The sequence below is a fragment of the Streptomyces sp. NPDC023527 genome (assembly GCF_055560115.1).
The window spans coordinates 171,064-191,811 of the sequence record NZ_JBVHJJ010000005.1 but is presented as its reverse complement, the minus strand read 5'-3'; the positions used below and the strand labels follow the sequence as shown (position 1 = coordinate 191,811).

Annotated in this window: 14 protein-coding genes and 1 pseudogene; 9 read left to right on the top strand and 6 right to left on the bottom strand. The window is 71.0% G+C overall.

The window, feature by feature from the left end; all coding sequences use genetic code 11:
• Window positions 1–241: 241 nt before the first annotated feature.
• From ACZ303_RS11920 to ACZ303_RS11910, 3 genes and pseudogenes are all read right to left on the bottom strand, one after another.
• Window positions 242–1,090 (bottom strand): helix-turn-helix domain-containing protein, encoded by an 849-nt coding sequence (locus tag ACZ303_RS11920; RefSeq protein ID WP_467337744.1) that lies wholly within the window; start codon window positions 1,088–1,090, stop codon window positions 242–244.
• 26 nt (window positions 1,091–1,116) lie between these two features.
• On the bottom strand, window positions 1,117–1,647 hold the full coding sequence (locus tag ACZ303_RS11915) for a DUF6879 family protein (protein WP_399957443.1): 531 nt from the start codon (window positions 1,645–1,647) through the stop codon (window positions 1,117–1,119).
• Window positions 1,622–1,880: pseudogene (locus ACZ303_RS11910) on the bottom strand (hypothetical protein). The gene ACZ303_RS11915 and the pseudogene ACZ303_RS11910 overlap by 26 nt, the downstream one beginning before the upstream one ends.
• 171 nt (window positions 1,881–2,051) lie before the next feature.
• Here ACZ303_RS11910 and ACZ303_RS11905 point away from each other — a divergent pair.
• The 8 genes from ACZ303_RS11905 to ACZ303_RS11870 all read left to right on the top strand — a co-directional run bounded on the left by ACZ303_RS11905 (window position 2,052) and on the right by ACZ303_RS11870 (window position 17,277).
• Window positions 2,052–5,309 (top strand): hypothetical protein, encoded by a 3,258-nt coding sequence (locus ACZ303_RS11905; RefSeq protein WP_467337741.1) that lies wholly within the window; start codon window positions 2,052–2,054, stop codon window positions 5,307–5,309.
• A 214-nt stretch (window positions 5,310–5,523) separates the two neighbouring features.
• Window positions 5,524–7,062: a TIGR02677 family protein gene (locus ACZ303_RS11900; protein WP_467337739.1), complete on the top strand. Its 1,539-nt coding sequence runs from the start codon at window positions 5,524–5,526 to the stop codon at window positions 7,060–7,062.
• A complete protein-coding gene (locus tag ACZ303_RS11895; protein ID WP_467337737.1) occupies window positions 7,062–8,417 on the top strand; it encodes a TIGR02678 family protein in 1,356 nt (451 codons plus the stop codon). Before ACZ303_RS11900 ends, ACZ303_RS11895 begins: the two co-directional genes overlap by 1 nt.
• Entirely contained in the window at window positions 8,417–12,616 is a 4,200-nt protein-coding gene (locus ACZ303_RS11890; RefSeq protein WP_467337735.1) for a TIGR02680 family protein, read from the top strand. The genes ACZ303_RS11895 and ACZ303_RS11890 overlap by 1 nt, the downstream gene beginning before the upstream one ends.
• Window positions 12,613–13,875 carry a TIGR02679 family protein gene (locus ACZ303_RS11885; RefSeq protein WP_467337733.1) on the top strand — a complete coding sequence of 421 codons (1,263 nt, stop codon included), beginning with the start codon at window positions 12,613–12,615 and terminating at the stop codon, window positions 13,873–13,875. The genes ACZ303_RS11890 and ACZ303_RS11885 overlap by 4 nt, the downstream gene beginning before the upstream one ends.
• Window positions 13,876–14,062: 187 nt before the next feature.
• Window positions 14,063–15,052 carry a DMT family transporter gene (locus tag ACZ303_RS11880; RefSeq protein ID WP_467337732.1) on the top strand — a complete coding sequence of 330 codons (990 nt, stop codon included), beginning with the start codon at window positions 14,063–14,065 and terminating at the stop codon, window positions 15,050–15,052.
• A gap of 94 nt (window positions 15,053–15,146) precedes the next feature.
• Window positions 15,147–15,695 carry an inorganic diphosphatase gene (locus tag ACZ303_RS11875; RefSeq protein WP_467337730.1) on the top strand — a complete coding sequence of 183 codons (549 nt, stop codon included), beginning with the start codon at window positions 15,147–15,149 and terminating at the stop codon, window positions 15,693–15,695.
• A 10-nt stretch (window positions 15,696–15,705) separates the two neighbouring features.
• Window positions 15,706–17,277, top strand: coding sequence for a hypothetical protein (locus ACZ303_RS11870; RefSeq protein WP_467337728.1), 1,572 nt, complete (start codon window positions 15,706–15,708; stop codon window positions 17,275–17,277).
• A 17-nt stretch (window positions 17,278–17,294) separates the two neighbouring features.
• On the opposite strand, the gene ssgD is transcribed toward ACZ303_RS11870, so the two are convergent.
• A complete protein-coding gene (gene ssgD, locus ACZ303_RS11865; RefSeq protein ID WP_467337726.1) occupies window positions 17,295–17,708 on the bottom strand; it encodes a spore wall synthesis regulator SsgD in 414 nt (137 codons plus the stop codon).
• A gap of 176 nt (window positions 17,709–17,884) precedes the next feature.
• On the bottom strand, window positions 17,885–19,177 hold the full coding sequence (locus ACZ303_RS11860) for a sensor histidine kinase (RefSeq protein WP_467337724.1): 1,293 nt from the start codon (window positions 19,175–19,177) through the stop codon (window positions 17,885–17,887).
• A gap of 155 nt (window positions 19,178–19,332) precedes the next feature.
• Between ACZ303_RS11860 and ACZ303_RS11855 the strand changes: the two genes are divergently transcribed.
• Complete coding sequence (locus ACZ303_RS11855) at window positions 19,333–20,454, top strand: WD40/YVTN/BNR-like repeat-containing protein (protein ID WP_467337722.1); 1,122 nt, start codon at window positions 19,333–19,335, stop codon at window positions 20,452–20,454.
• On the opposite strand, the gene ACZ303_RS11850 is transcribed toward ACZ303_RS11855, so the two are convergent.
• Window positions 20,443–20,742 (bottom strand): YciI family protein, encoded by a 300-nt coding sequence (locus tag ACZ303_RS11850; protein ID WP_467337720.1) that lies wholly within the window; start codon window positions 20,740–20,742, stop codon window positions 20,443–20,445. The two genes, ACZ303_RS11855 and ACZ303_RS11850, sit on opposite strands and share 12 nt — an antisense overlap.
• Between the last annotated feature and the right edge of the window lie 6 nt (window positions 20,743–20,748).

The window sequence follows — 20,748 nt, the reverse complement described above, 5'->3', positions numbered from 1 at the left end:
GTCCCGCTCCATCGCAGCGGCCTTCCGGAGCTGGCCCAGCCGCGCGCACTCGGGGCAACCAGCCACCGGCCGGGGCGAGGGGCGTTCCTTCCGCGTAGGCAGCATCACCGTTGGTTCGTGCCACCGAATCGGTTCCGTCGTCATTACGCCGCGCCCTCCCGATCGCTTCCGAGGTCGATGGAATGACCCTAGAAAGCGGGGAGCGGAGCGGGCCACGGTCTTGCACGACCTTGCACGCGAACTACCCGATGGACGTGATCGCATCCGAGATCAGAGCCCGGGCGGGTGCACCGTAGACAGCGAGCTTGGACAGCTCGGAGAACGCCTTGGCGTACGCGGCGACCTCGCTGGACGCCGTGACGTTCACTGCGGCCGTGAGTAGCTCCACGCTCGCTTGGCGGCCGTCGAAGAGATAGAAGGCTTCCAAGGGCCAGACACGCCGCTGGGCCGTGAAAGGGATTACCCCGAGGCTCACGTTCGGAAGCGCCATGACAGCCAACAGGTAGCCGAGCTGTCCCGCCATGGCGGCAGCGTCGCCAATGCGATAGCGAAGCACCGTTTCTTCCAACAGCAGAGCGAAGCGGTGGTTGCCGTCATGGAGCACGCGTGAGCGCTCGATTCGGGATGCTGCCGCCGTCTGCGAGTCGTCAGGGGTGCCTTGAAAGGCGGCAATGGTCGATAGCAAAGCTGCCGCGTACGCCTCGGTCTGGAGCATGCCCGGCACCACGTTCGAGCAGTACACGCGGAAGTGGCGGGTCTGCTCGTAGAGAGGGACAACCTCCTCCTGCGCCCGGCGCATGCCGTGCCGGTGCAGCTTTTGCCAGTGGACATACATCTGGTCGGCTTGGCGGTTCGCCGCGATCAGATCGTCGGTCTGGTCCTCTGCTCCGCACGCTTTGCACCAGGCGCGGATGTCGGCGGCCGATGCAGGGGTCTTGGCCCGCTCGATGCGGGACGACTTGGCAGGACTCCAGCCGCACCGAAGAGCCAACTCATGCCCGGTCAGCTCCGCGTCTTTGCGTAGGCCCCCGAGACGGGCGGCGATGGCTTCACGGGCGGCCTGGGCGCTGGACGAGGGGGACGCAGACATGAGTGGGCTCTTCGTCTTCCGTCAGGTCAGACCGTGAACTTCTCGTGCGGGATGCCGCGCTCCCAGACTGCCTCGAACGCTGCCGAGGCCAGCCGTGCCACAGCGGGCTCGGAACGAACCTCCCAGCCAGGCTCGGACCAGTTCCCATCACCGGAGAAGTGGTTGAAGAGCACGATCTCTCCGTCGAACACCCAGCAGTCGTTTCCGGGAAGCGCGATGTCCGAAGCCTGCCGCCTGGGCAGCCAGCGAACCTGCTCCCCGGCGTGAAGGTTGACCACGGTGCCGGCGTGCTCGTACCGGATGTAATCCGTTACCGGTTCCGATACGACGCGGGCACGCCGGACGGTCACTCCTCGGGCCACGGTGCTGCGAATCAAATCAACCCACGGCGTCCAGTAGGTGGACGCCGGGTCGATGTCGCGCTGGCCCGTACGCTTCCAGGTCTCGAAGTCCTCGGCCTCATCACCCACGCCGTACGAGTCGCGCAGCTCCAGGTGCACAGCCGAGTGCTTGGCTGCGGCCAGCAGCTCGTTAAAGCCCGGCTCGTTCTGCGACATCACACGCCTCCCTGAGCATCGGCACCATACGGGCCGGAATCCGAATCACGGCTTCGTGCGGCGGGATGCCTGGAGCGTGCCCGGGAACCTCGAACGCTGCACACTCTGACTCAAGCTTCTCGTCTGGCTTCCAGCCCTGAAGCACCAGTTCCCCCTTCTCCTCGTCCACCCATACGGTGGGGGAACCCTGCTGCCCGGTGTCTGGATCAATCCCCGATGAACCGTAGTGCCATGACTGCCTCCGGTGTCGAGTGGCTTACGCCAACTTGCACGAGCTTCGTCCTCAGGGCGTGGCAACGTCAAGGTTAACGAGCGCGTGCACGGCCGGTGTAGAGCAGGTTCTCGGCCAGCCTGGAGGCCCTGCTGTGTGAAGGAGCGGACCGGGAGGGTCACGTGACCAACGCATGACCAACAGCGGTCCGAAACAGCCTGAAACAGCAGGTGAGGGTGACCAACCGTGGCAGGCCCTGGACGGCCTCCACGCGGGCATTTATGCAGGTCAGCTAACTAAGAAGCTGGTGCCCGAGTGGAGAGTTCAAGTCCCCCCTCGGACACCAGAGGAAAAACCCCAGCATCGCTGGGGTTTTGCCGTATCCGACGACCAGGACGTCAAGCTCCAGGAACTGCTGGCCGACGCCCATCCGAAGGCGGAGGACGGTTCCTTCCGGGAACTGGGTGTGGTCCGGCACACGCTCGACCGCGTGGCGCAGTTGCTGCCCCGCTACCGCGCGGAGGCCGCCGACCGGCTCCGGGCCCGGCTCGACGCACTTCCCGACGTCACCTCCGACGAGCGTGCGCAGGTGCTGCGCCACCTGGAAACCGGCGGGCTCGCAACGGCCGCGGACCTCGTCTACTTCCTCGAACTGGGCGAACCCGTCCCCGAGATCGAGGCGGACGAATCGCACCTCGCCGACTTCTTCCCGGCCGTCCCGGAAGGACTGCCCGACGGCATCACCGCGGAGCTCCTCGCCGCCATCCGCGAGCGCGGCCGACACGACGCCGTACCTGTCCTCGCCTACTCCCACTTGTCGGCGGACGAAGCCACGCGGGCCGCGAGCGCCCTGGACCGGTGGCGGGAGCTCTCGGCCACCGAGCCCAAGGAACGGCAGAACGTCAACGTGAGGATCATGCTGCTGCCGGCGCTCTCCCTCCTCGGCTACGAGGCCAAGCGGGCACGGCCGCTCGATGACCTTCCGCGCAGTAACGAATACCGCTTCGTCGATGTCTCCGACATCGGTATCAATGGGCGCGCATGGGCACCCGCTTTCGGCACGAGAATCGAACAGGGCGACAGGCTCCGGGTCCTGATGGTCTGGGGCCGACCCTCGGCGCAGCTTCTGCTGAGCCGGGCGGCGAAGGAGCCCAGCGGAGAAAGTCTGCTCGTCGTCTACTTCGGCACGCTCGGCCCCCAGGCCCGCGCGGAACTCGCCGCCGCCTCGACCGGCCGTGCGCTCATGGTCGTGGACGACGCGGCCCTCGCCTACCTGGTGGCGTGCGGAAACCGTCAGGCCAGCATCGCGACGGAGACGCTGCTTCCCTTCTCGGGAGTCAACCCGTACATCAAGGAGAAGCGCGGTCGGATCGGCCGGGAGATGTTCTACGGACGCGATGCCGAGCGCAAGAGGATCCTTGATCCGGACGGCACTCAGATCATCTTCGGCGGTCGGGGGCTCGGCAAGTCTGCGCTGCTGAACGACGCGGGGGATCGCTTCGCCGAGCAGCAACCGGGCTACCACCACCCGGTCTACCTCAACCTGGACCATCACAACATCGGCAAGGGCAACGCGCTGGGGTCCGAGACGATCTGGAGTGTGCTGGACCAGGAACTGACCAGCCTGGACGTGCTGCCGCAGCAACCGCGGCGCAAGTCGCAGTCCACCGATCCGTACGAAAGGGTGCGGTCGGGCATAAAGGAATGGCTGGACGGTGACCCCAGCCGTCGCCTGCTGATCCTCATGGACGAATGCGACCTCTTCTTCGAGGCTGACGCCCCCCACTGCACACAGACCCGGCGCCTCAAGGGATTGTGCGTGGAGACCCGGAACCGGATGAAGGTGGTCTTCGCGGGGCTGCACTCCGTGCAGCGGTTCACCAGGCTCGCCCGCAACGGACCCTTCAGTCATCTGGCGCAGACGCCGACCGTCGTCGGACCGCTCCGTCCGCAGTACGCCGCCGATCTGCTCGCCCTTCCGATGCGTGCCCTGGGCTTCGAGTTCGCCGACGTGGACCTCGTCAACCGGGTGCTGGGCTACTGCTCGTACCAGCCGTTCCTGCTGCAGATGTTCGGCAGCCGACTCGTGGAGGTGATGCAGCGCAGGCGCGCCCGCGGGGACCTCGGCGGACCTCCTTATGCCATCAGGGCGGCCGATGTGGAGGCGGTGGAGTCCGACCCCTCACTGCGCGCCGGCATCACCGCGGCGTTCAAGGAGACCCTCACCCTGGACGACCGGTACAACGTCATCGCCAACGTGCTTGCTCAGCACGCCCGCGATCACGGCCTGGAGACCCGGCTGAGCGATGTGGAACTGCGCGACGAGTGCGCCAGTTGGTGGCACGCCGGATTCGAACGGCTCGACAGTGAAGGCTTCCGGGCCTACCTCCAGGAGATGGTCGGGCTCGGGGTGCTGGCGCCCAACCACGATGGGAGGGGCTGGCACCTGCGCGGCCCGAATGCCCTGCGCATGATCGGCACCGCACAGGAGGTGGAGGCCCAGCTGCTGAGCGCCGAGACCGAATGCAAGCTGGAGGAGACCGTCGTCCTGGAGAGTCGACCCGAACTCTCCGACGGCCGGGCGGCGCCGCTCACCGTCACGCAGGTCGACGATCTGCTGGGAGACCGGACCAATCAGACCCGGATCGTCCTCGGCACGGCTGCCACCGGCATCAGTGACGTCGCCGACACCCTGCGAGCCGTCACCGGACGGATCGCGGGGTGGAAGATGCCACCCATCGGGCGCATCAGCGTCTTCCGACAGGAGCTCACCTCGGGCCGACCCGGCGAGCGGCGCGTCATCGTCAGCGACCTCGCGGACCGCCAGGTGAACGAGGACACCTGCAGGGAGTCGCTCGAACTCGCTCGGACGCTCCTGCCGGATCGGGCGGGAGTCACCAGGACGGTGGTCCTCATCGCCGGCCCCGGTCAGCTCTCCCTCTGGCGCGATCTCCTGACGGATCCGGACACCGCCGCGTCCTCCGTGGTGGTCCTGCGCCGTCACGACCGACGCAGCCTCAAGTCCTGGGCGCAGCACAGCGAGCTGTTCAACACCGAGGATCGGCTGACCCGGCTGCTGGAGGCCACAGGAGGCTGGCCCATGCTGCTGGACCGGGCCGTCGGGCTGTACGCCAAGTGCCGGAACCAGGATCAGGCACTGCGCAGGCTCATCGACGAGATCCAGGAGAAGGGCGGTGGGGCGGAATTGGTGGAGGCCGCCGGTCTGGTCTCCGACCCGCTGATCGCGGCCGGATACAGAGCGATTGTCGAGGAGTTCGGGACCGACCTGGCTGACGAGGGCGTCCTGCTCACCGCCATGGAGCTGGCGGGTATGGAGGAGCAGGACGCACGGTGGGTGCGCGCGTGTCTGGAAGCGTTCCAGGCCTTCGAACGAGACGGGACACGGCTGCGGGTGGAGCCGGTTCTCCACGGCTGCTGGTCGCGCGGCTGAGAAGAGCGGAGGTGCCGGGTGGCCGCTCGAACAAGGGCGGTCACCCGGCTCCGCGTCACCTCCGGCCCCGGTCGACCGGTCTCCGCGATTCTCACTGCTCTGTCAGTGGCCCGCCGTAAGCTCGGGACTCGTGGAACGATCCGAACAGCAGGGAACGCCGAGTTCATCCACTGATGAGACGTGGCAGCGTCTGTCTGCGTACACCTATCTCAGTGTGTCCGAGCGCTTGGAGTACCTCGCCGTCATGCGGGTGTTCTGCGCCACTCTGCTCGCTGACCTGGCCGTTCCTGATGTGCTGGCCAAGCTGACCCGGTCGGCTGGGCCCGGTGCGGAGCTGGATGCCGAGACGCTCACGGCCCGGCTGGAGCAGCTGGTCACGTGGGGAAACCTGCTGCGCTCCACCCACACGGTGAAGGCCACCAGCATCGTGGAGTACCAGCGATCCCGGTCGCGTTACCAGCTCTCCAAGCTGGGGGAGAAAGTACAGCGTGACGCCGAGGAGGTGCTGGCCCAGGCGGATGTGGCGCGCGAAGTGAGCAATGAATTGCTCACGCTCGTCGACCGCGGGCTGGCGGAGCTCGTCGAACTGGTCGCCACCCCATCGGGGGCCGAGCCGCGGACGGCACTGGAGAGAATCAGCACGCTCTTCGTCCAATTCGGGGAATTCGCTGAATCCGTGCGGGACTTCTACGCCTACCTCGGCCAGGTGCTCGCGCGGTACGACCTGGACGGAAGGGAATATCAGGGCTTCAAGGAGCTGCTGCTCGACTATGTCGGGGCGATCACCGACGAAGTCGCCTTCCGCTCGCCGAGGATCGCGGCCAGCCTGGATGCGCTCTGGCCACGACTTCCCGGATTGCTGGTGCGGATCGATGCCTGCGCGGGCGGACTGGCCGTCGGGGAAGGCGGACTGCCCGATGTCCGGGTCATGCGGAGCCGGGGCAGGGAGATGGCCGACTGGGAGGGATTGCGGAGCTGGTTCACCGATACCGGCGGCCAGGGCAGCCAGGTCGACCAGCTGCGCAACGCCACCCTCCGGGCGCTCGACTCGCTGCTCGCCAACGCGAAGCGGATGCTGCGCTCGGCGTCCGGAGAGATATCGCGGCGCAAGGACCTCCTGCGGTTGGCGCAGTGGTTCGACAGCGCCTCCCCTGCGGATGCCCATGACATGGCGGTCGCGGCCTTCGGCCTGTACGGAGCCCGGCACCTGGGCGTCGCCCCGGAACCGGACGCCACGGTCCCGGCCTATGTGAGCTGGTGGAACGGGCCGGTGGTCGAGGTGCCCGTCGCCCTGCGGGAGCGCGGCAGCCGGGCCCAGCGTGGCCGGGCGTCGGCCGCCGAGGATCACTCCGTACAGAAGCGCAAGCTGCTGGACCAGGCCCGCGAGCAGGAAGCCGCCCGGGAGTCCGCGGCGGCGGAACTGCGCAGCGTCTCCGGTCGGCTGGGACAGATCCGACTCACACCGGATGCATTGACCTTGCTGCTGGAATTGCTGGCCACCGCCCTTGGTAACGCCCGGCTCACCCGTCCCACCGGAAGCGGATTCGCCGTGGAGGGCGCCCGCTCCGGCAACGCCGGCCTGAACATAGCCTTGGTCGTGCGGTATCTACCCGGTACACAGAGCGTCCTGCGCTCGGTCGACGGTGATCTCCATCTGGACGACCTGGCGCTGGTGACCGGCTCGTACACACTGCTGGACGAGACCCCCGAGATACGTGGGATGGTGCCTGATGATGCCGAGGCGAGCGCCTGATGGCCCTTCCCTCCGCACACGATGTCGCCCTTGCCGCTGAGCGCCGCGCGGCTGCCCGGCTGCTGTTGGCCCACCCCTTGGTGATCGCCGAGGGACCGCACGCCGACGTCTTTCCTCTGGTGAGGAGGCACGCCGACTGGCTGGGCCAGCACTTCCAGCAGGTCCTGGGCTACCGGCTGCTGGTCGAATCCACCTACGCCAGGCTTTTCAAGGCCGGCCTCGGGCCGGGCACGGGCCACCGACTGGAGCGCTCCACAGGCACCCCCTTCACCCCACGCACGTACGCGTGCCTCGCTCTGGCCCTGTCCGTTCTGGTGACCGCCCCCGAGCAGCTGCTGCTGTCCCGCCTGGTCGCGGACATACGGACGGCAGCAGTCGACGCCGGAATACAGCTGGAGGAAACGGGGCGGCAAAGGGAGAAGCGCACGCTGGTGGCGGCGCTGCGGCAGCTGGTCACCTGGGGGGTCCTGGCCGAGATCGACGGCACCGTCGACTCCGCTTCCTCCGACACCGACTCACGGGGCGACGCCGGGGACGCGCTGCTGAACGTGGACCGGGAGATCGCCCGCGCGATGGTCTCCGGTCCGCTCGCACAGAGCCGGGACGGTGCCGACCTGGTGGTCCGGGCGGCGGATCCCGGTTTCGGCGGACCGCGTACGTACGTTCGGCGACGCTTGGTGGAGACCCCGGTCGTCTATCTGGACGATCTCACCGATGCGGAGCGGGAGTGGCTGCGTACCCGCCAGCGGCGAGAGGCTCAGGCGTTCTCCGAACTTCTCGGGCTGGAGGCGGAGATCCGTGCCGAGGGAGCCCTCCTCATCGACCCCGACGGAGAATTGACCGATCTGAGCCTGCCCGGTACCGGCACGGTCTCCCAGGCCGCGCTCCTGTTGGTCTCCCGGCTCGTGGAACGGCTGCGACCAGACGCCCCGGGGCACCCGGCGACCGGCGGCCGACTGGTGATCGGTGTCTCCGTTCCCGAGGGAACGGTCGAGGAGATCCTGGCCGATCTCGTCGAGGAGTACGGCCGCCGTGCCACATGGCAGCGCGGTTACCTCGACGACCCCGCCGCGCTGCGGGCCGACACCGTCGACCTGCTCATTCGGATGAGGCTGCTCGCGCACGCCGGCCCGCTCCGGGCCGACGGCCGGGGCGTCCCCAGCACGTACGACGCCGAACCGGCCGACGGCCGAACCGTGACCGATGTCTCCGGTGCCCGCCCGGACAGCGCCCGCTCCGGCACCGGCGGCCTCGTCCTGCTCGCCGCGGCCGCTCGCTACGCCACCGCTGTCACCGTCACCAAGGCCGCCGCACCTGCGACCGGTTCCGCAGCACGCCAGGAGGATCCGTCCTGATGACGCCTCGCCCCCACCCCGCTTCGCGTTACCGCCTGCACCGGGCCGGTATCCGTAATGTGTGGCAGTACGACGAGCAAGAGTTCGCATTCGGCGAGGGGCGGCTGCTGCTGCGCGGCAAGAACGGCGCCGGCAAGTCCAAAGCCCTGGAAATGCTCCTCCCTTATCTCCTCGACGGCGACGCGCGCGCCCTGGACGCCACCGGCACAGGTCGCACCACCCTCGTCTGGCTGATGCTCGAAGGGTTCGAGCAGACCAACCGTCTCGGCTATCTGTGGGTGGAGTTCCGGCACACCGGTGACGATGGGGAGGAGCGCTTCCTCACCCTCGGTGCCGCGGTCCGCGCGTCGAAGTCCACCAAGGCCGCCAAAGCCTATTTCTTCGTCACTCCGCTACGGGTCGGCGAAGAGCTGCGGCTTACCACGGCGGGGCAGCCGCTGCCCGTCGACAAGCTGCGCGAGGCCGTTGGCAAGGAGAACGTCACCGACCGTGCGGTGGAGCACCGAGCGCGGGTGGCGCGGGAGCTTTTCGGGCTCACCGATCCGGGCCGGTACCGCAACCTCACGCAGCTTCTGCACCGGCTGCGCCGCCCCACCATCGGAGACCGTATCGAGTCCGGCGGACTGACCGGCGTGCTCGGTGAGACCCTTCCGGGCCTGGACGACGACATCGTCGACAAGGTCGCCCGAAGCCTCGACGATCTGGACACCGTACGCAACGACCTGGGCCGGCTGGAGCGCACCGACGCCGCTCTGCGCACCTTCCTCGTCAGCTATCGCTCCTACCTCCACGGGGTGCTGCGCCGCCGGGCCGACCGCGTGGGCACGGAACTGGACCTGCTCGTGGAGCGCCGCCGCGCGGCCGGTGACGGGGCGAAGGACGCTGCCGCACTCAGGCGGCAGGAGGACGAGGCCGACCAGCGACTGCACACGCTCAAGGAGGCTCATGAGGCCGCACGCAGCGAGCTGGCCGTCCTGCGTGAGGGAGCCGTCTATCGCAGCCTCAAGGAGCTGGCCGAACGGCGGGCAACGGTCGCGGCTCTGCGCGCGGCCGCCGAGGCGGCGTTCACCGCGCTGCGCCGGGCCCACGCTGCCGAGCGCGGTGCCGCCCACGCCGTCAACGACGGTGCCGCACGCCTGAGCGATCATCTCGCCGCGCTGAGCGCCTCCCATCGCGAGCTCTACGACACCGCCGAACGAGCCGGCCTTCACCCGCTCCACCTCGGTGAACCGGTGCCCGCAGCACAGACCGTGCTCGCGCCGTCCCGTGAGAGCGAACTGACCGGTCCGGACGGTGATCCCCATCTCGAGCGTCACGATCAAGTCCGTGGTGTGGACGCCTCCACCGGCACCGCCTTGGAAGCCTGGCAAGACCAGCTCACAGCCGCCGAACCCCTCGTCAACAGGCGCCTGCGGGCGGTGTCCGAGGTCGCGAGGCTGCGCAGCGCGGCCGGAGACGCCACCGTTCGGGCCGACCAGGCCGACTCCACTCGCGAGCGGGCCGAAGAAGAGGCGGAGCAAGCCACCAAACAAGCGGAATCCCGGCGGGGCGACGTCGTCCGGGCAGGCGTGGAATACGCCCAGCAGCTCCGGACATGGGCCGACCGCGTCCGCCGCGAGCTGGAGACCCCGCCCCTGGACTCGTTGCTGGCACTCACCGAAGCGGAATCTGCCGAGGACGCGCCGTTCTCCGAGCGCGCCCTGCCCGCCGACATCTCCGCAGAAGTGGCGCGGTCAGCCGAAGAACTCCTCGATCCCTACGCCGCGGCGCTCGCGGAGAGCCGTGACACCCTCGCCGTACGGGTGCGTGAGCTGGCAGCGGAGCGTGAGCGGCTGCGCCGCGACAAGGACGACTGGCAACGCCGCGTGGATCCCGCCCCGCCCAGCCCCCGGCACCGTGCGGCCCATCGTGCTCCGGGCACCGGCGCCCCGTTCTACCGGCTGGTCGACTTCGCCGACGGGCTGGCCCCGGCCGACCGGGCCGGGCTCGAAGCCGCACTGGAGGCAAGCGGACTGCTCGACGCCTGGGTCACCCCGCACGGCACCCTCATCGATCCCGAAACTCGTGACGTCCTGCTCCACCTCGACAGCACCGGCCCCTCCGGCGCCACTCTCGCCACTGCGCTGCGTCCTGTTGCCACCGCGGACAGCAAGATCCTGCCCGAACAGATCGAGCGGGTGCTCGCCACCGTCGGCCTGCGCCCCGCTGCCGCGTCGACGGCTCCCGGGCACAGCACCCTCGCCCTCGACGGAAGCTGGCGGCTCGGTGTGCTCAGTGGCTTCCACACCAAGGAACGGGCCGAGTACGTCGGCGCGGAGGTCAGGGCGGCCACGCGTCGGCGTAAGCTCGCCGAGATCGACCTGTGCATCAGCTCCGTGCAGGAGGAACTGCTCGCTGCGCGAGGAAAGTTGGAGGGGGTCGAGGAGCGTCGCGCTGCCCTCGCCTCCGCACTGCGAGCCCTACGTTCCTTGTCCGCAGGCCGTAACCTCGGAGACGCGTGGGTACGCCTGGAACAGGCCGAACAGACCGCACGCGAACGGCGGGCCGATGTCTCCCGCGCCGCCCGTGAAGCCGAGACCACCCGTGCCAAGGCCGTCGCCGCCCGCCGCGAGGCCGAGTCCGCCGCCACCAGCCACGCACTGCCCACCGATCCGGCCGGCCTGGACCAGGTCCGCGACTCCCTCAACCGGCTCGGCTCGGGCATCGGACAGCTGCGTCGCGCCCTGAGCACAGCCGTCGCCGCCGCTGCCGACCACGTCGTCGGCCAAGACCGCTGCCACACCGCCCGCATCGGCCGGGATGAGGCCGAGTCCGACTACCGCGAACACAGCGGTCGGCTCGCCGCCGCCCGCCGTGCCATCCGTACCCTTCAGGAGGCCGTCGGCGCCACGGAGCAGGAGATCCTCGCCCAGGAGGAATCCGTCCAGCAGCGCATCACCACCACCGCCGGCGACATCCCCCGAGCAGACCGGGTGCTGGAGGAACTGCGCGAACGCCGCATCCGCACGGAGGAGCGGACGCGCAGCCTCCAAGCCGAACTTTCCGCCCAGGAAGGCGAGGTGATCGACGCGGGACGTGCTCTCCGTACCGCCCTGGCCATGCCGGAGGTGAGCCGGGGCGCGGGTCTGACCGATCAGCCTCCGGGCCCTCAGGAGCCCGTCGACCCCTCGGTACGCGCCCGGATCCAAGCCCTGCGTGACCTGGCCGCGGCGGTGACCGACCGGCTGGACGCCCAACGCCGCGACGTCTCGGACACCACGCTGCTCAATCGCGGCACCGAACTGCGCGACCAGCTGTCCGGAGGATTCGATGCCGGAATCGAGGAACGCGACGGCATCAAGGTGTGCTGCCTCGTCGACGACCACGGCAGTCACGACGTGGCCCTGGTCGCCGAGCGGATCGCCGGACAGGCCGATGATGCCCGGCAGCGGCTCACCGAACGCGAACGCGAGGTCTTTCAGCGGTTCCTCACCGGTGAGCTGGGCGACCACCTCTCGGCACAGGTCCTGGCCGCCATGGACCTGGTCACCGCCCTCAATGACACCCTGCGTTCGGTCCGGACCTCGCACGGCCTGGGTGTCGAGCTCGACTGGCGGCTCGATGACAGCGCCGACGCCGACACCCGCGCGGCCGTCGAGCTGCTGCGCAGCCCCTCCGGCCTGCGCACCCGGGAACAGAGCGAGCAACTGCGCGAAGCCCTGCAGCGGCGCATCGAGGACGCCCGCCGAGCCGAACCCGGCGCCGGCTACGCCGCGCATCTGCGGTCCGCGCTCGACTATCGGCGGTGGTTCACCTTCCGCACCTGGGTGGTCGATGACGCGGCACCTGGCCGCCGACGCCGCCTGACCGGCCGTACTGGGCTCAGTCAGGGCGAACAGAGAGTGCTGTCCTATCTCGTGCTGTTCGCCGCCGCTGCCGCGCACTTCACCACGCTCGCCGAGCACGCTCCGCACGCCCCCCGCCTGATCCTGCTCGACGACGCCTTCGCCAAGGTCGACGAACCCACACATGGCCGTCTCTGCCGGATCCTGGTCGACCTCGACCTCGACTTCGTCCTCACCAGCGAACGGCTTATGGGCAACTGGCCGGACGTACCGTCGCTGCACATCTACGAGTGCCTGCGCGATCCGCACGCTCGTGGAGTGGCCACACTCCACTACAGCTGGAACGGCCGCCACCGGCGCCTGATGCCCGTATGACCGCCCCATTGGACGACGCCACTCGTGCATGGCTCGCAGGCCCCGCCTTCGACCGCCTGTGGCCGACCGTGCGTCAACGACTGGAGCGCAATGGCCTCAGTGCCACCGGCGGCCTACGACTCACCGGGCTCACCCCGGAGGAGCGTCAGGGTGTCTCCCTGCTGCTGGGCCGGCCGGTCACTCGCCGGGAAGTCACCCTGCGTCTGGAAGAGCTGGACGACCGGCTGCGAGCTTCCGCCGCTGACCGTGGCCTGGTGGACACCGTCACAGCACTCGGCCCACCGCTCACCGACCGCCGAACGGTACGCCGGTCCGCCCAGGAGCGGACCGCCCGGGTGTGGGCCGAGCTCACCGACACATTCGATGCCTCCGCTCTGAGCGGACAGGACTGGGCAGAACAGTGGTGGTCCGAGATACGCCGGGCCGGTTTGCCCGGCCGTCAGCCGCCGGAAGTCGCCACGGCCACCGTCCGGCAGGCGATCACGGTCCTTGCCGTGCTCTTCTCCGGAGAGCCGGTCCGTCGGGGGAGGGGGGAGCTGGCCACCGCCATCACCGGCACGGCCCACGGCCTCGACGACGGCACGTGGCTTGCCCGGCTCGTCCAGCGCGGCATCGCCCGTGCCCACGGGACCGAGGCGCCGCGTGATGCCGCCGCCCGCCGAGCCCTGTGGCGGCTCGCCTCGGTCACACCGGACGAAGTGTCCAGCACCGTTCTCACCTACGGGCTGCGTCCCACGGGGGACGGCTGGCGCGAAACCGCCCTCCGCGAGCGTGCCGACCACCGGGCCGAGACCCATCTGACTCAGAGGGATGTGCGTGCCCTCCGTTTGCGCATGCCGGCCGGCACTCTCGTGCGCATCTGTGAGAACCCCCGGGTCGTGGAAGCGGCTGCGGACGCCTCCTGTACGCAACCACTGGTCTGTACCTCCGGCAGCGCGGCCACTGTCGTCCTCGACCTGCTCGACGCCCTGGCCGCCGAAGGATGTGTCTTCGCCTGTCATGGAGACTTCGATTGGCCCGGCGTCGCGCTCGCCAATCGGATCGTCCAACGCTACCGGGCCCGCCCCTGGCGGATGCGGGCCGATGACTACGAGCGCCTCGCTCTGCATGCCCGGGCTCGCGGTATTCCTCCGCTGCTGCTGGACGGATCACCGGTGCCCGCTGCCTGGGATGCCGGTCTGGCTCCTGCCATGCATGGCTTGGGGGTCGCACTGCACGAGGAGACCACCCTCGACCTGCTGGTGGCCGACCTGGCCTGACAGCGCTTGCGGGCGGTCCGGTGTCCATCGGGAGTGCGCGCGACATACCCCACCGTCGTACTCAGGTACCCCCCTACTCCATCCGTAGTACCCCCCAATCCGTCCCCAGGTACGACGACGGCGCGCGGCCGGGGAGGCATCGTGGAGGTATGAAGGGCTACGGGACGGGCGACCGGCGAGGGGTGACGTGAGTTCGCTGGTGGTGTCGGTGCTGCTGTGTCTGGTGTCCGCTGTGTGTTACGCGGCGGCGGCCATCGTGCAGGAGCGTGTCGCGGCCACCGGTGGCGGCGGGGCGTACGGGCCGCTGCGGCGGGCCGGCTGGTGGGGCGCCGTGGGGCTGACCGGCGTCGGGGCCGGGTCGCATGTGGTGGCGCTCGCCTATGGGCCGCTCAGCCTCGTGCAGCCGATGGGCGCGCTGACGATCGTGTTCGCGCTGCCGATGGCCGCCCTGTTCGTGCGGCGGCCCGTCGGGGCCGCCGGGTGGCGGGGTGCGGTGCTGGCCACGGGCGGGCTGGCCGGGCTGTTGACGTTGACCGGGCCGCCCCGCACGGAGTCCCTCGACGCCGGGCACCGGCCGCTGCTCGCGGCCGCGGTGCTGGGCGCCGTCGCCGCGCTCACCGTCGTCGCGCGCTGGGTGCGGAGCCCCGTCGTACGGGGTGTCGTGCTGGCCTCCGCCGCCGGAGGCGCCTTCGGCATGGCGTCCGTCTTCACGAAGGCCGTCGCCGAGGACTGGACCGCGGGGCAGACCGGTGCGCTCGTACCGACCATGCTGACGATAGCGCTGCTCGCCTCCGCCGGGATGCTGCTCTCGCAGGCGTCCTACCGGGGCGCGGGCCTTGCCGCGCCCCTCGCGACCGTGACGGTCGTCAACCCCGCCGTGGCCGCCGCCGTGGGCGTGGCCGCCCTGGGCGAGGGATTCCGGTACGGGTTGACCGGCGGGCTGCTGGCCGTCGCGGCCGGTGCCGTCGCCGCGGCCGGGGTCGTCATCCTCACGCTCCAGGGAAGCGCCGGGAGCAGCGAGGACTCTGCCCAGGCCCCCGCCACCGCCCCCACCCTCGACGTTTCCGAACTCCCCGCCATACCCCACATCACGGCGGCCGACGCCGTTCCGCTTCCCGCCGCGCGCCCTCACCCCCGCTGCCTCGTCGGCACCCGGTCCGGCTCCAAGCCCGGTTAGACGCTCCAACTCCGGTGGGACGGAGCCATGGTGCCGGAGCGGCCCCTGGCGTCACCATGGTGACCGGCCGGCCGACACCCCCTGAGGAGCGCCCGTGGACTTCGACGTCGTCGTGGAGATCCCGCAAGGCAGCCGCAACAAATACGAGATGGACCACGAGCGGGCACGCATCCGGCTGGACCGGCTGCTGTTCACCTCCACCCGCTACCCCGCCGACTACGGCTATATCGAGGGAACCCTCGGCGCCGACGGCGAACCTCTGGACGCCCTCGTGCTCGCCGGTGAGCCCACGTTCCCCGGCGTCGTGATCAGGTGTCGCGCCATCGGCATGTACCGGATGCGCGACGAACAGGGTCAGGACGAGAAGGTGTTGTGCGTCCCCTCCGCCGACCCCCGCCACGAACACCTGCGGGACCTGCGGCATCTGCCCGAGTACGACCGGCTGGAGATCCAGCACTTCTTCGAGGTCTACAAGGAACTCGAACCCGGCAAGTCCGTCGACGACGGCGCCTGCTGGGCCGACCGGGCCGCCGCGGAGGCCGAGATCGCCGCCTCCCGCGAGCGCGAACGTTCCCGTGCGCACACCCCGGCTCCGGAGCGCCGTCCGCACCCTGACCCCCGCCCCGGGGGAGAATTCGGGTAGAAGAGGGGGCATGCCCCTCCCCGTACGGCGCATCGCCCTCACCCTCAACCCCGCCCTCGCCGCCGTCGCCCTCCTCTACGCCGTCCTCCAACTCGCCTTCGCGGTCGCGCACATGGACCTCGGCTGGGACGAGAGCGTCTACCTCTCCCAGGTCGACCCCCGCAACCCCGCCGCGTTCTTCAGCGCCCCGCGCTCGCGCGGTATCACCCTCCTCGTCGCGCCCGTCGTCGCCGCCACCTCCTCCGTACCCGCCCTGCGGGTGGCGTTGGTGGTGGCGTCGTCGGTGGCGCTGTACGCGGCGTTCAAGGTGTGGGAGCCGCTGCTCGGCCGCCGCCGTCCGGCGTTCGCGGCGGCACTGTTCGCCGGGCTGTGGATCACCGTGCTGAGCGGACCCGAGGCCATGCCCAACCTCTGGCTCGCGTTCACGGCGGTCGCCGCCATCGGCTGGTTCCTGCGCGCCCACCACGATGCCCATGGCGGCGCCCACGAAGACGTCCGCGACAGCCGCCACGGCAACCCCACCGACAGCCTCCGCGGCACCACCCCCGGCCGCCCCCGCGCCCTCCTCGCCCTCGCCGCGACCCTCGCCGCCGCCACGCTCCTCCGCGCCCCGGACGGCGTCTGGCTCGCCCTGCCCCCGCTCGCCGCCTGCGCGGCCGTACGGGCCTGGCGCCGGCCCGGCACCGTCGCCGCCGTCCTCGGCGGGCTCGCGCTGGGCGGCGCGCAGTGGGCGGTCGAGGCGTACGCACGCTTCGGCGGCGTCCCGCGGAGGCTGACCCTGTCCAGCGACACCGAAGGCGGCATGGGCGCCCGCCTCGGCGCCGGGCTGGCCGCCGCCCACCGTGCGCTCGACGGGCCCCAGCTGTGCCGGCCCTGCCACGGCGCCGGCCCGCCCCTCACCCACTCCCTGTGGTGGCTGCTGCTCCCGGCCCTCGCCGTCCTCGCCTGCGCCCTCGCGCTGACGCCCCGCGCCCGCCGCCCGGCGGACGGACCCAGGGCCGCGACGCTGCTGCCCGTCGCCTGCGCGCTCTCCGTCGCCGCGCCGTATCTGCTGCTGCTCGACTACTCCGCCCCCCGCTTCCTGCTCCCCGCCTACGCCCTCCTCGCCCTGGCGACGGCCGGCCTCGCGGCCCGCGCGCTCCGGGCGGCGTCCGGCGCGCGGCTCCGGCTCGCCGTGGCCGCGCTGCTGTCCGCCGTGCTCGCCGCCCATCTGGTGGTGCAGCTCAAGGAATTGCGGGCGAACACGGCCGACGCCCGCGACACCGCCGTCCGCTACCGCCGCGCCGCCGACACCCTGGGGCGGCTCGGCCTGAGGCCGCCGTGCCTGGTCACCGGCCCGCGCGCGCAGCCCGTCGCGTACGAGGCGGGCTGCGCCTCCGCCCAGACCGCGGGCAACAACCGCTCCACCACCCCCGCCGCCCTCGCCCGCACCGCCGCCCGGATCCCGACGGCCGTGCTGTACGACGGTGACGGTGACCTTCCGTCCTACGCGCGCGCCTGGCGCCCTCACCCGCTGCCGGGCACCGACTGGATCGCGTATCTCCCCCCGGAGCTTCCCACCCGGCCCCGCTCGTCCCCCTAGCCCTTCCGCCCCCCGTCTCAGGCTTCCCGCAGCAGGGCCGCCAGATCACCGTCCAGGTCGAGGTGGCCGGTCTCGCTGCCCGCGGGCACCAGCGCGTAGGAACGGGCCAGGAACCGGCGCAGCTCCACCGTGTCGATCTGCACCATGGCGATCCCCTCCCGGGCGTGGAACTCCAGCACCGTGCGGTCGGGGCCGCACGGCCACACGTGGACGTCGCCGCCGCCGGCGGGGGAGTTCAGCCCGCACGCCAGCAGCTCACGCCCGAACCCCCACTCGACGTCGGCGCCGTCGAGCGAGGCCATGGCCGGGAAGGCGATGTGCACGGCGAACGGGTCGGAGCGCTCGTAGCGGAGCTGCGCGGGAACGGCGCGGTCCTGCGGGGCCGAAACGATCAGCCGTGCCTGGACAGCCTGGTCGATGACACTGGACAACGCGTGCTCCCTTGCGGTCGGTGTGGGGTGGTGCTGCGGGTCCTTGCCTCTCTTGCATTCCTGTGAAGAGACGGTGGATCGATTACCTCAGTGCACACGATTCGAGCGTGACCTGTGTCACCACCCTTTGAAGATTGGAACATTTGACCCCTTACGCCTATGAACCTGAAGTAACGTCAGAATGTCGGCGATGGCGCTGATGCCGGGAGATGCCGGTAACGCCGATCACCTCGACCACCCTCACCACCGGCCACGGCCGCCCCTCCCGCGCGCACCGGCAGCACCGCCAGCACCTCCCATCCCCCGTCCCATGCCGGGCCGGCCGTCAGCGACCCGCCGATCGCGTCCGCGCGCTCGGTCAGACCCACCAGACCGAGCCCGCCACCGTCCTCGGGGCTCTGGTGCGCGGGGGGCGCCGTGCGGCGCGCGTCGGTGTGCGCGGAGTTGCGTACGGAAACGAAAAGGCGCCCGTCCGCGCCCCACAGCGCCACCCGCACGGCCGACGCGTCCGGACTGTGCTCGGCGACGTTGGTCAGGGCCTCGGCGACGATGCGGTGGACGGACGCGGCCAGTTCCGGGGCCGGTCCGGCGCGGAGGCCCGGGTCGACGCGCAGGGAGACGTGCCGCGCGCCCGGCTCCGTACGGCGGAAGTCGTCGACGAGTTCGGCGACGCGGTCGAGGCCGGGCGGCGGTTCGCGGTGGGGACGGTCCTGCTGGAGTACGCGCAGCAGCCGCCGCGCCGACGTCATCGCCTCGTCGCCCGCCTCCTCGATGTCGCGCAGCGAGGCGGCGACGCGCGCGTCCGCGGCGAGCGAACCGGTGGCCTTGGCCAACAGGGTCATGGCGGCGAGGCGATGGGAGACGAAGTCGTGCAGCTCGCCCGCCAGTTCCAGGCGTTCGGCCTCCCGCGCTGCGGCCACGGCCCGCGCGCGCTCGACGTCCCGGTGGCGCAGGCACAGCCCCAGCGCGGTGGACCCGGCCACGACCAGCGCGTACGCGACGACCGTGGCGCCCGGCACGTCGGCGCGGCGGACGGGCACCGCGAGCACGGCCGCCGCCAGCGCGATGCCCAGCGGTACGGCGGCCCGCACCGGCGTCCGCCACGCGACGAGTGTCAGCAGCACCAGCAGCGCCGCGCTCTCCGTCAGCCCCCACACGGGCAGGTGCCTCCCGGCGGTCAGCAGACAGCCGGTCACCGACGACGAGATCCCGATGGCCGCCACGGCCCGCGTGGTAAGCCGCGCCCACGGCAGCACGCACGCCGCGATCATCAGCCCCGCGCCCCACACCACCAGGTGCGCGTACGGGCCGCCCGCCTGCCCCACGTACGTGTCACCGCGGCCGAGCAGCCGCCCCTCGACCAGCCACAGCCCGCAGAGCCCGGCCATCAGCCGGCGCGGCCGCCGCCGGGTCCGGGGCGGCGGAGCCGGGTGGGTGACGGGGGCCGCGGGCAGGGAGAGCGGGGTCATGTCCCCACGCTAGGAGGCGGTACGGCCGTCGCGGATCGCCCGTACAGCCATCTCCGTACTGGCCGAAAGGATGAGAAAGATGAAACCTGGATGTTTTCAGGAGGGGTGGTCGGCTCCATGGACGGCCTCGCGCCGGTCGGCTAGCTTCCTCACCCATGAGGCGGACGGGGAAGACGCGGCGGGGGATTCGCGCGGGGCTCTGCGCGGTGGCGCTGGTGGTGACGGGGGTCGGGACCGGCGCGGCGCCGGCGCGGGGCGCGGCGCGGGAGGAGGTCCGAGAACCCTCCTGGGAGGTGAAGGACAGCGGCACCGACGCGCGGTTCCGGGGGCTCGCGGCCGTGAGCCGGTCCACCGCGTGGGTCGCCGGCACCAAGGGCACCGTCCTGCTCACCCGTGATGGCGGCCGCAGCTGGCGAAACGTCTCGCCACCGGGTGCCGCCGCGCTGGAGTTCCGGGACGTGGAGGCGTTCGACGCACGGCACGCGGTCGTCCTGGCCATCGGCGAGGGCGCGGCCTCACGAGTCCTCCGCACTGACGACGGCGGCGCCACCTGGAAAGAGACCTTCCGGAACGCCGATCCACGGGCCTTCTACGACTGCATGACCTTCTTCGACCCGCGCCACGGGCTCGCGCTGAGCGACCCGGTCGACGGCAAATACCGCCTCCTGGCGACCGGCGACGGCGGCCGCAGCTGGCGCGTGCTGCCCTCCACGGGCATGCCCGACGCGCTGCCCGGCGAGGCGGCGTTCGCCGCGAGCGGCCAGTGCCTGGTCAGCTCGGGCGGCCGCGACGCCTGGATCGCCACCGGCGGCGCGGCGGCCCCGGGCGCCTCCCGCGTCCTGCACTCCGCCGACCGCGGCCGCACCTGGACCGTCACCGGCACGCCCGTACCGGCCGGGGACCCCGCGCGCGGCGTCTTCGGGCTCGCCTTCCGCGACCGTACGCACGGGCTGGCCGTCGGCGGCGACTACCGCGCCGGGCAGGTCTCGGAGCGCGCCGCGGCAGTCTCCGGCGACGGCGGCGCCACCTGGACACCGGCCGCGAAGCCCCCGACCGCCTACCGCTCCGGCGTCGCCTGGCTGCCGCGCGGCCGCACCACGGCCCTGGCCGTCGGCCCGACCGGCAGCGACCTCACCACCGACGGCGGCCGCAGCTGGCGCGGGTTCGACACCGGCTCGTACGACACCGTCGACTGCGCACCCGACCGGGGCTGCTGGGCGGCGGGGGAGAAGGGACGGATCGCCCGGCTCGGCGTGCGGGCCGGGTCAGGAGGGTAGCTGCTGCCGGTAGTGCTCCAGGGCCGGGACCGTCTTCGTCGCGACGAACTCCGTGATCGCGTACTCGCACACCCCGGCCACGCTGAACGGGTCGCTCTGTGTGATCTCCTCGATCTTCGCGCGGTCGTCACCGACCGCGAGGATGATCCCGCCGTCGCGCGGCACCTTGCGGCCGGACGCGATGAAGACACCCGACGCGTAGTGGGCGTCCAGCCAGGCCACATGCTCGGCGAGGGCGGCGTCGATGCGCTCGATCGGCGCGATGTAGGTCAGCTCAAGTACGAACATGATCCA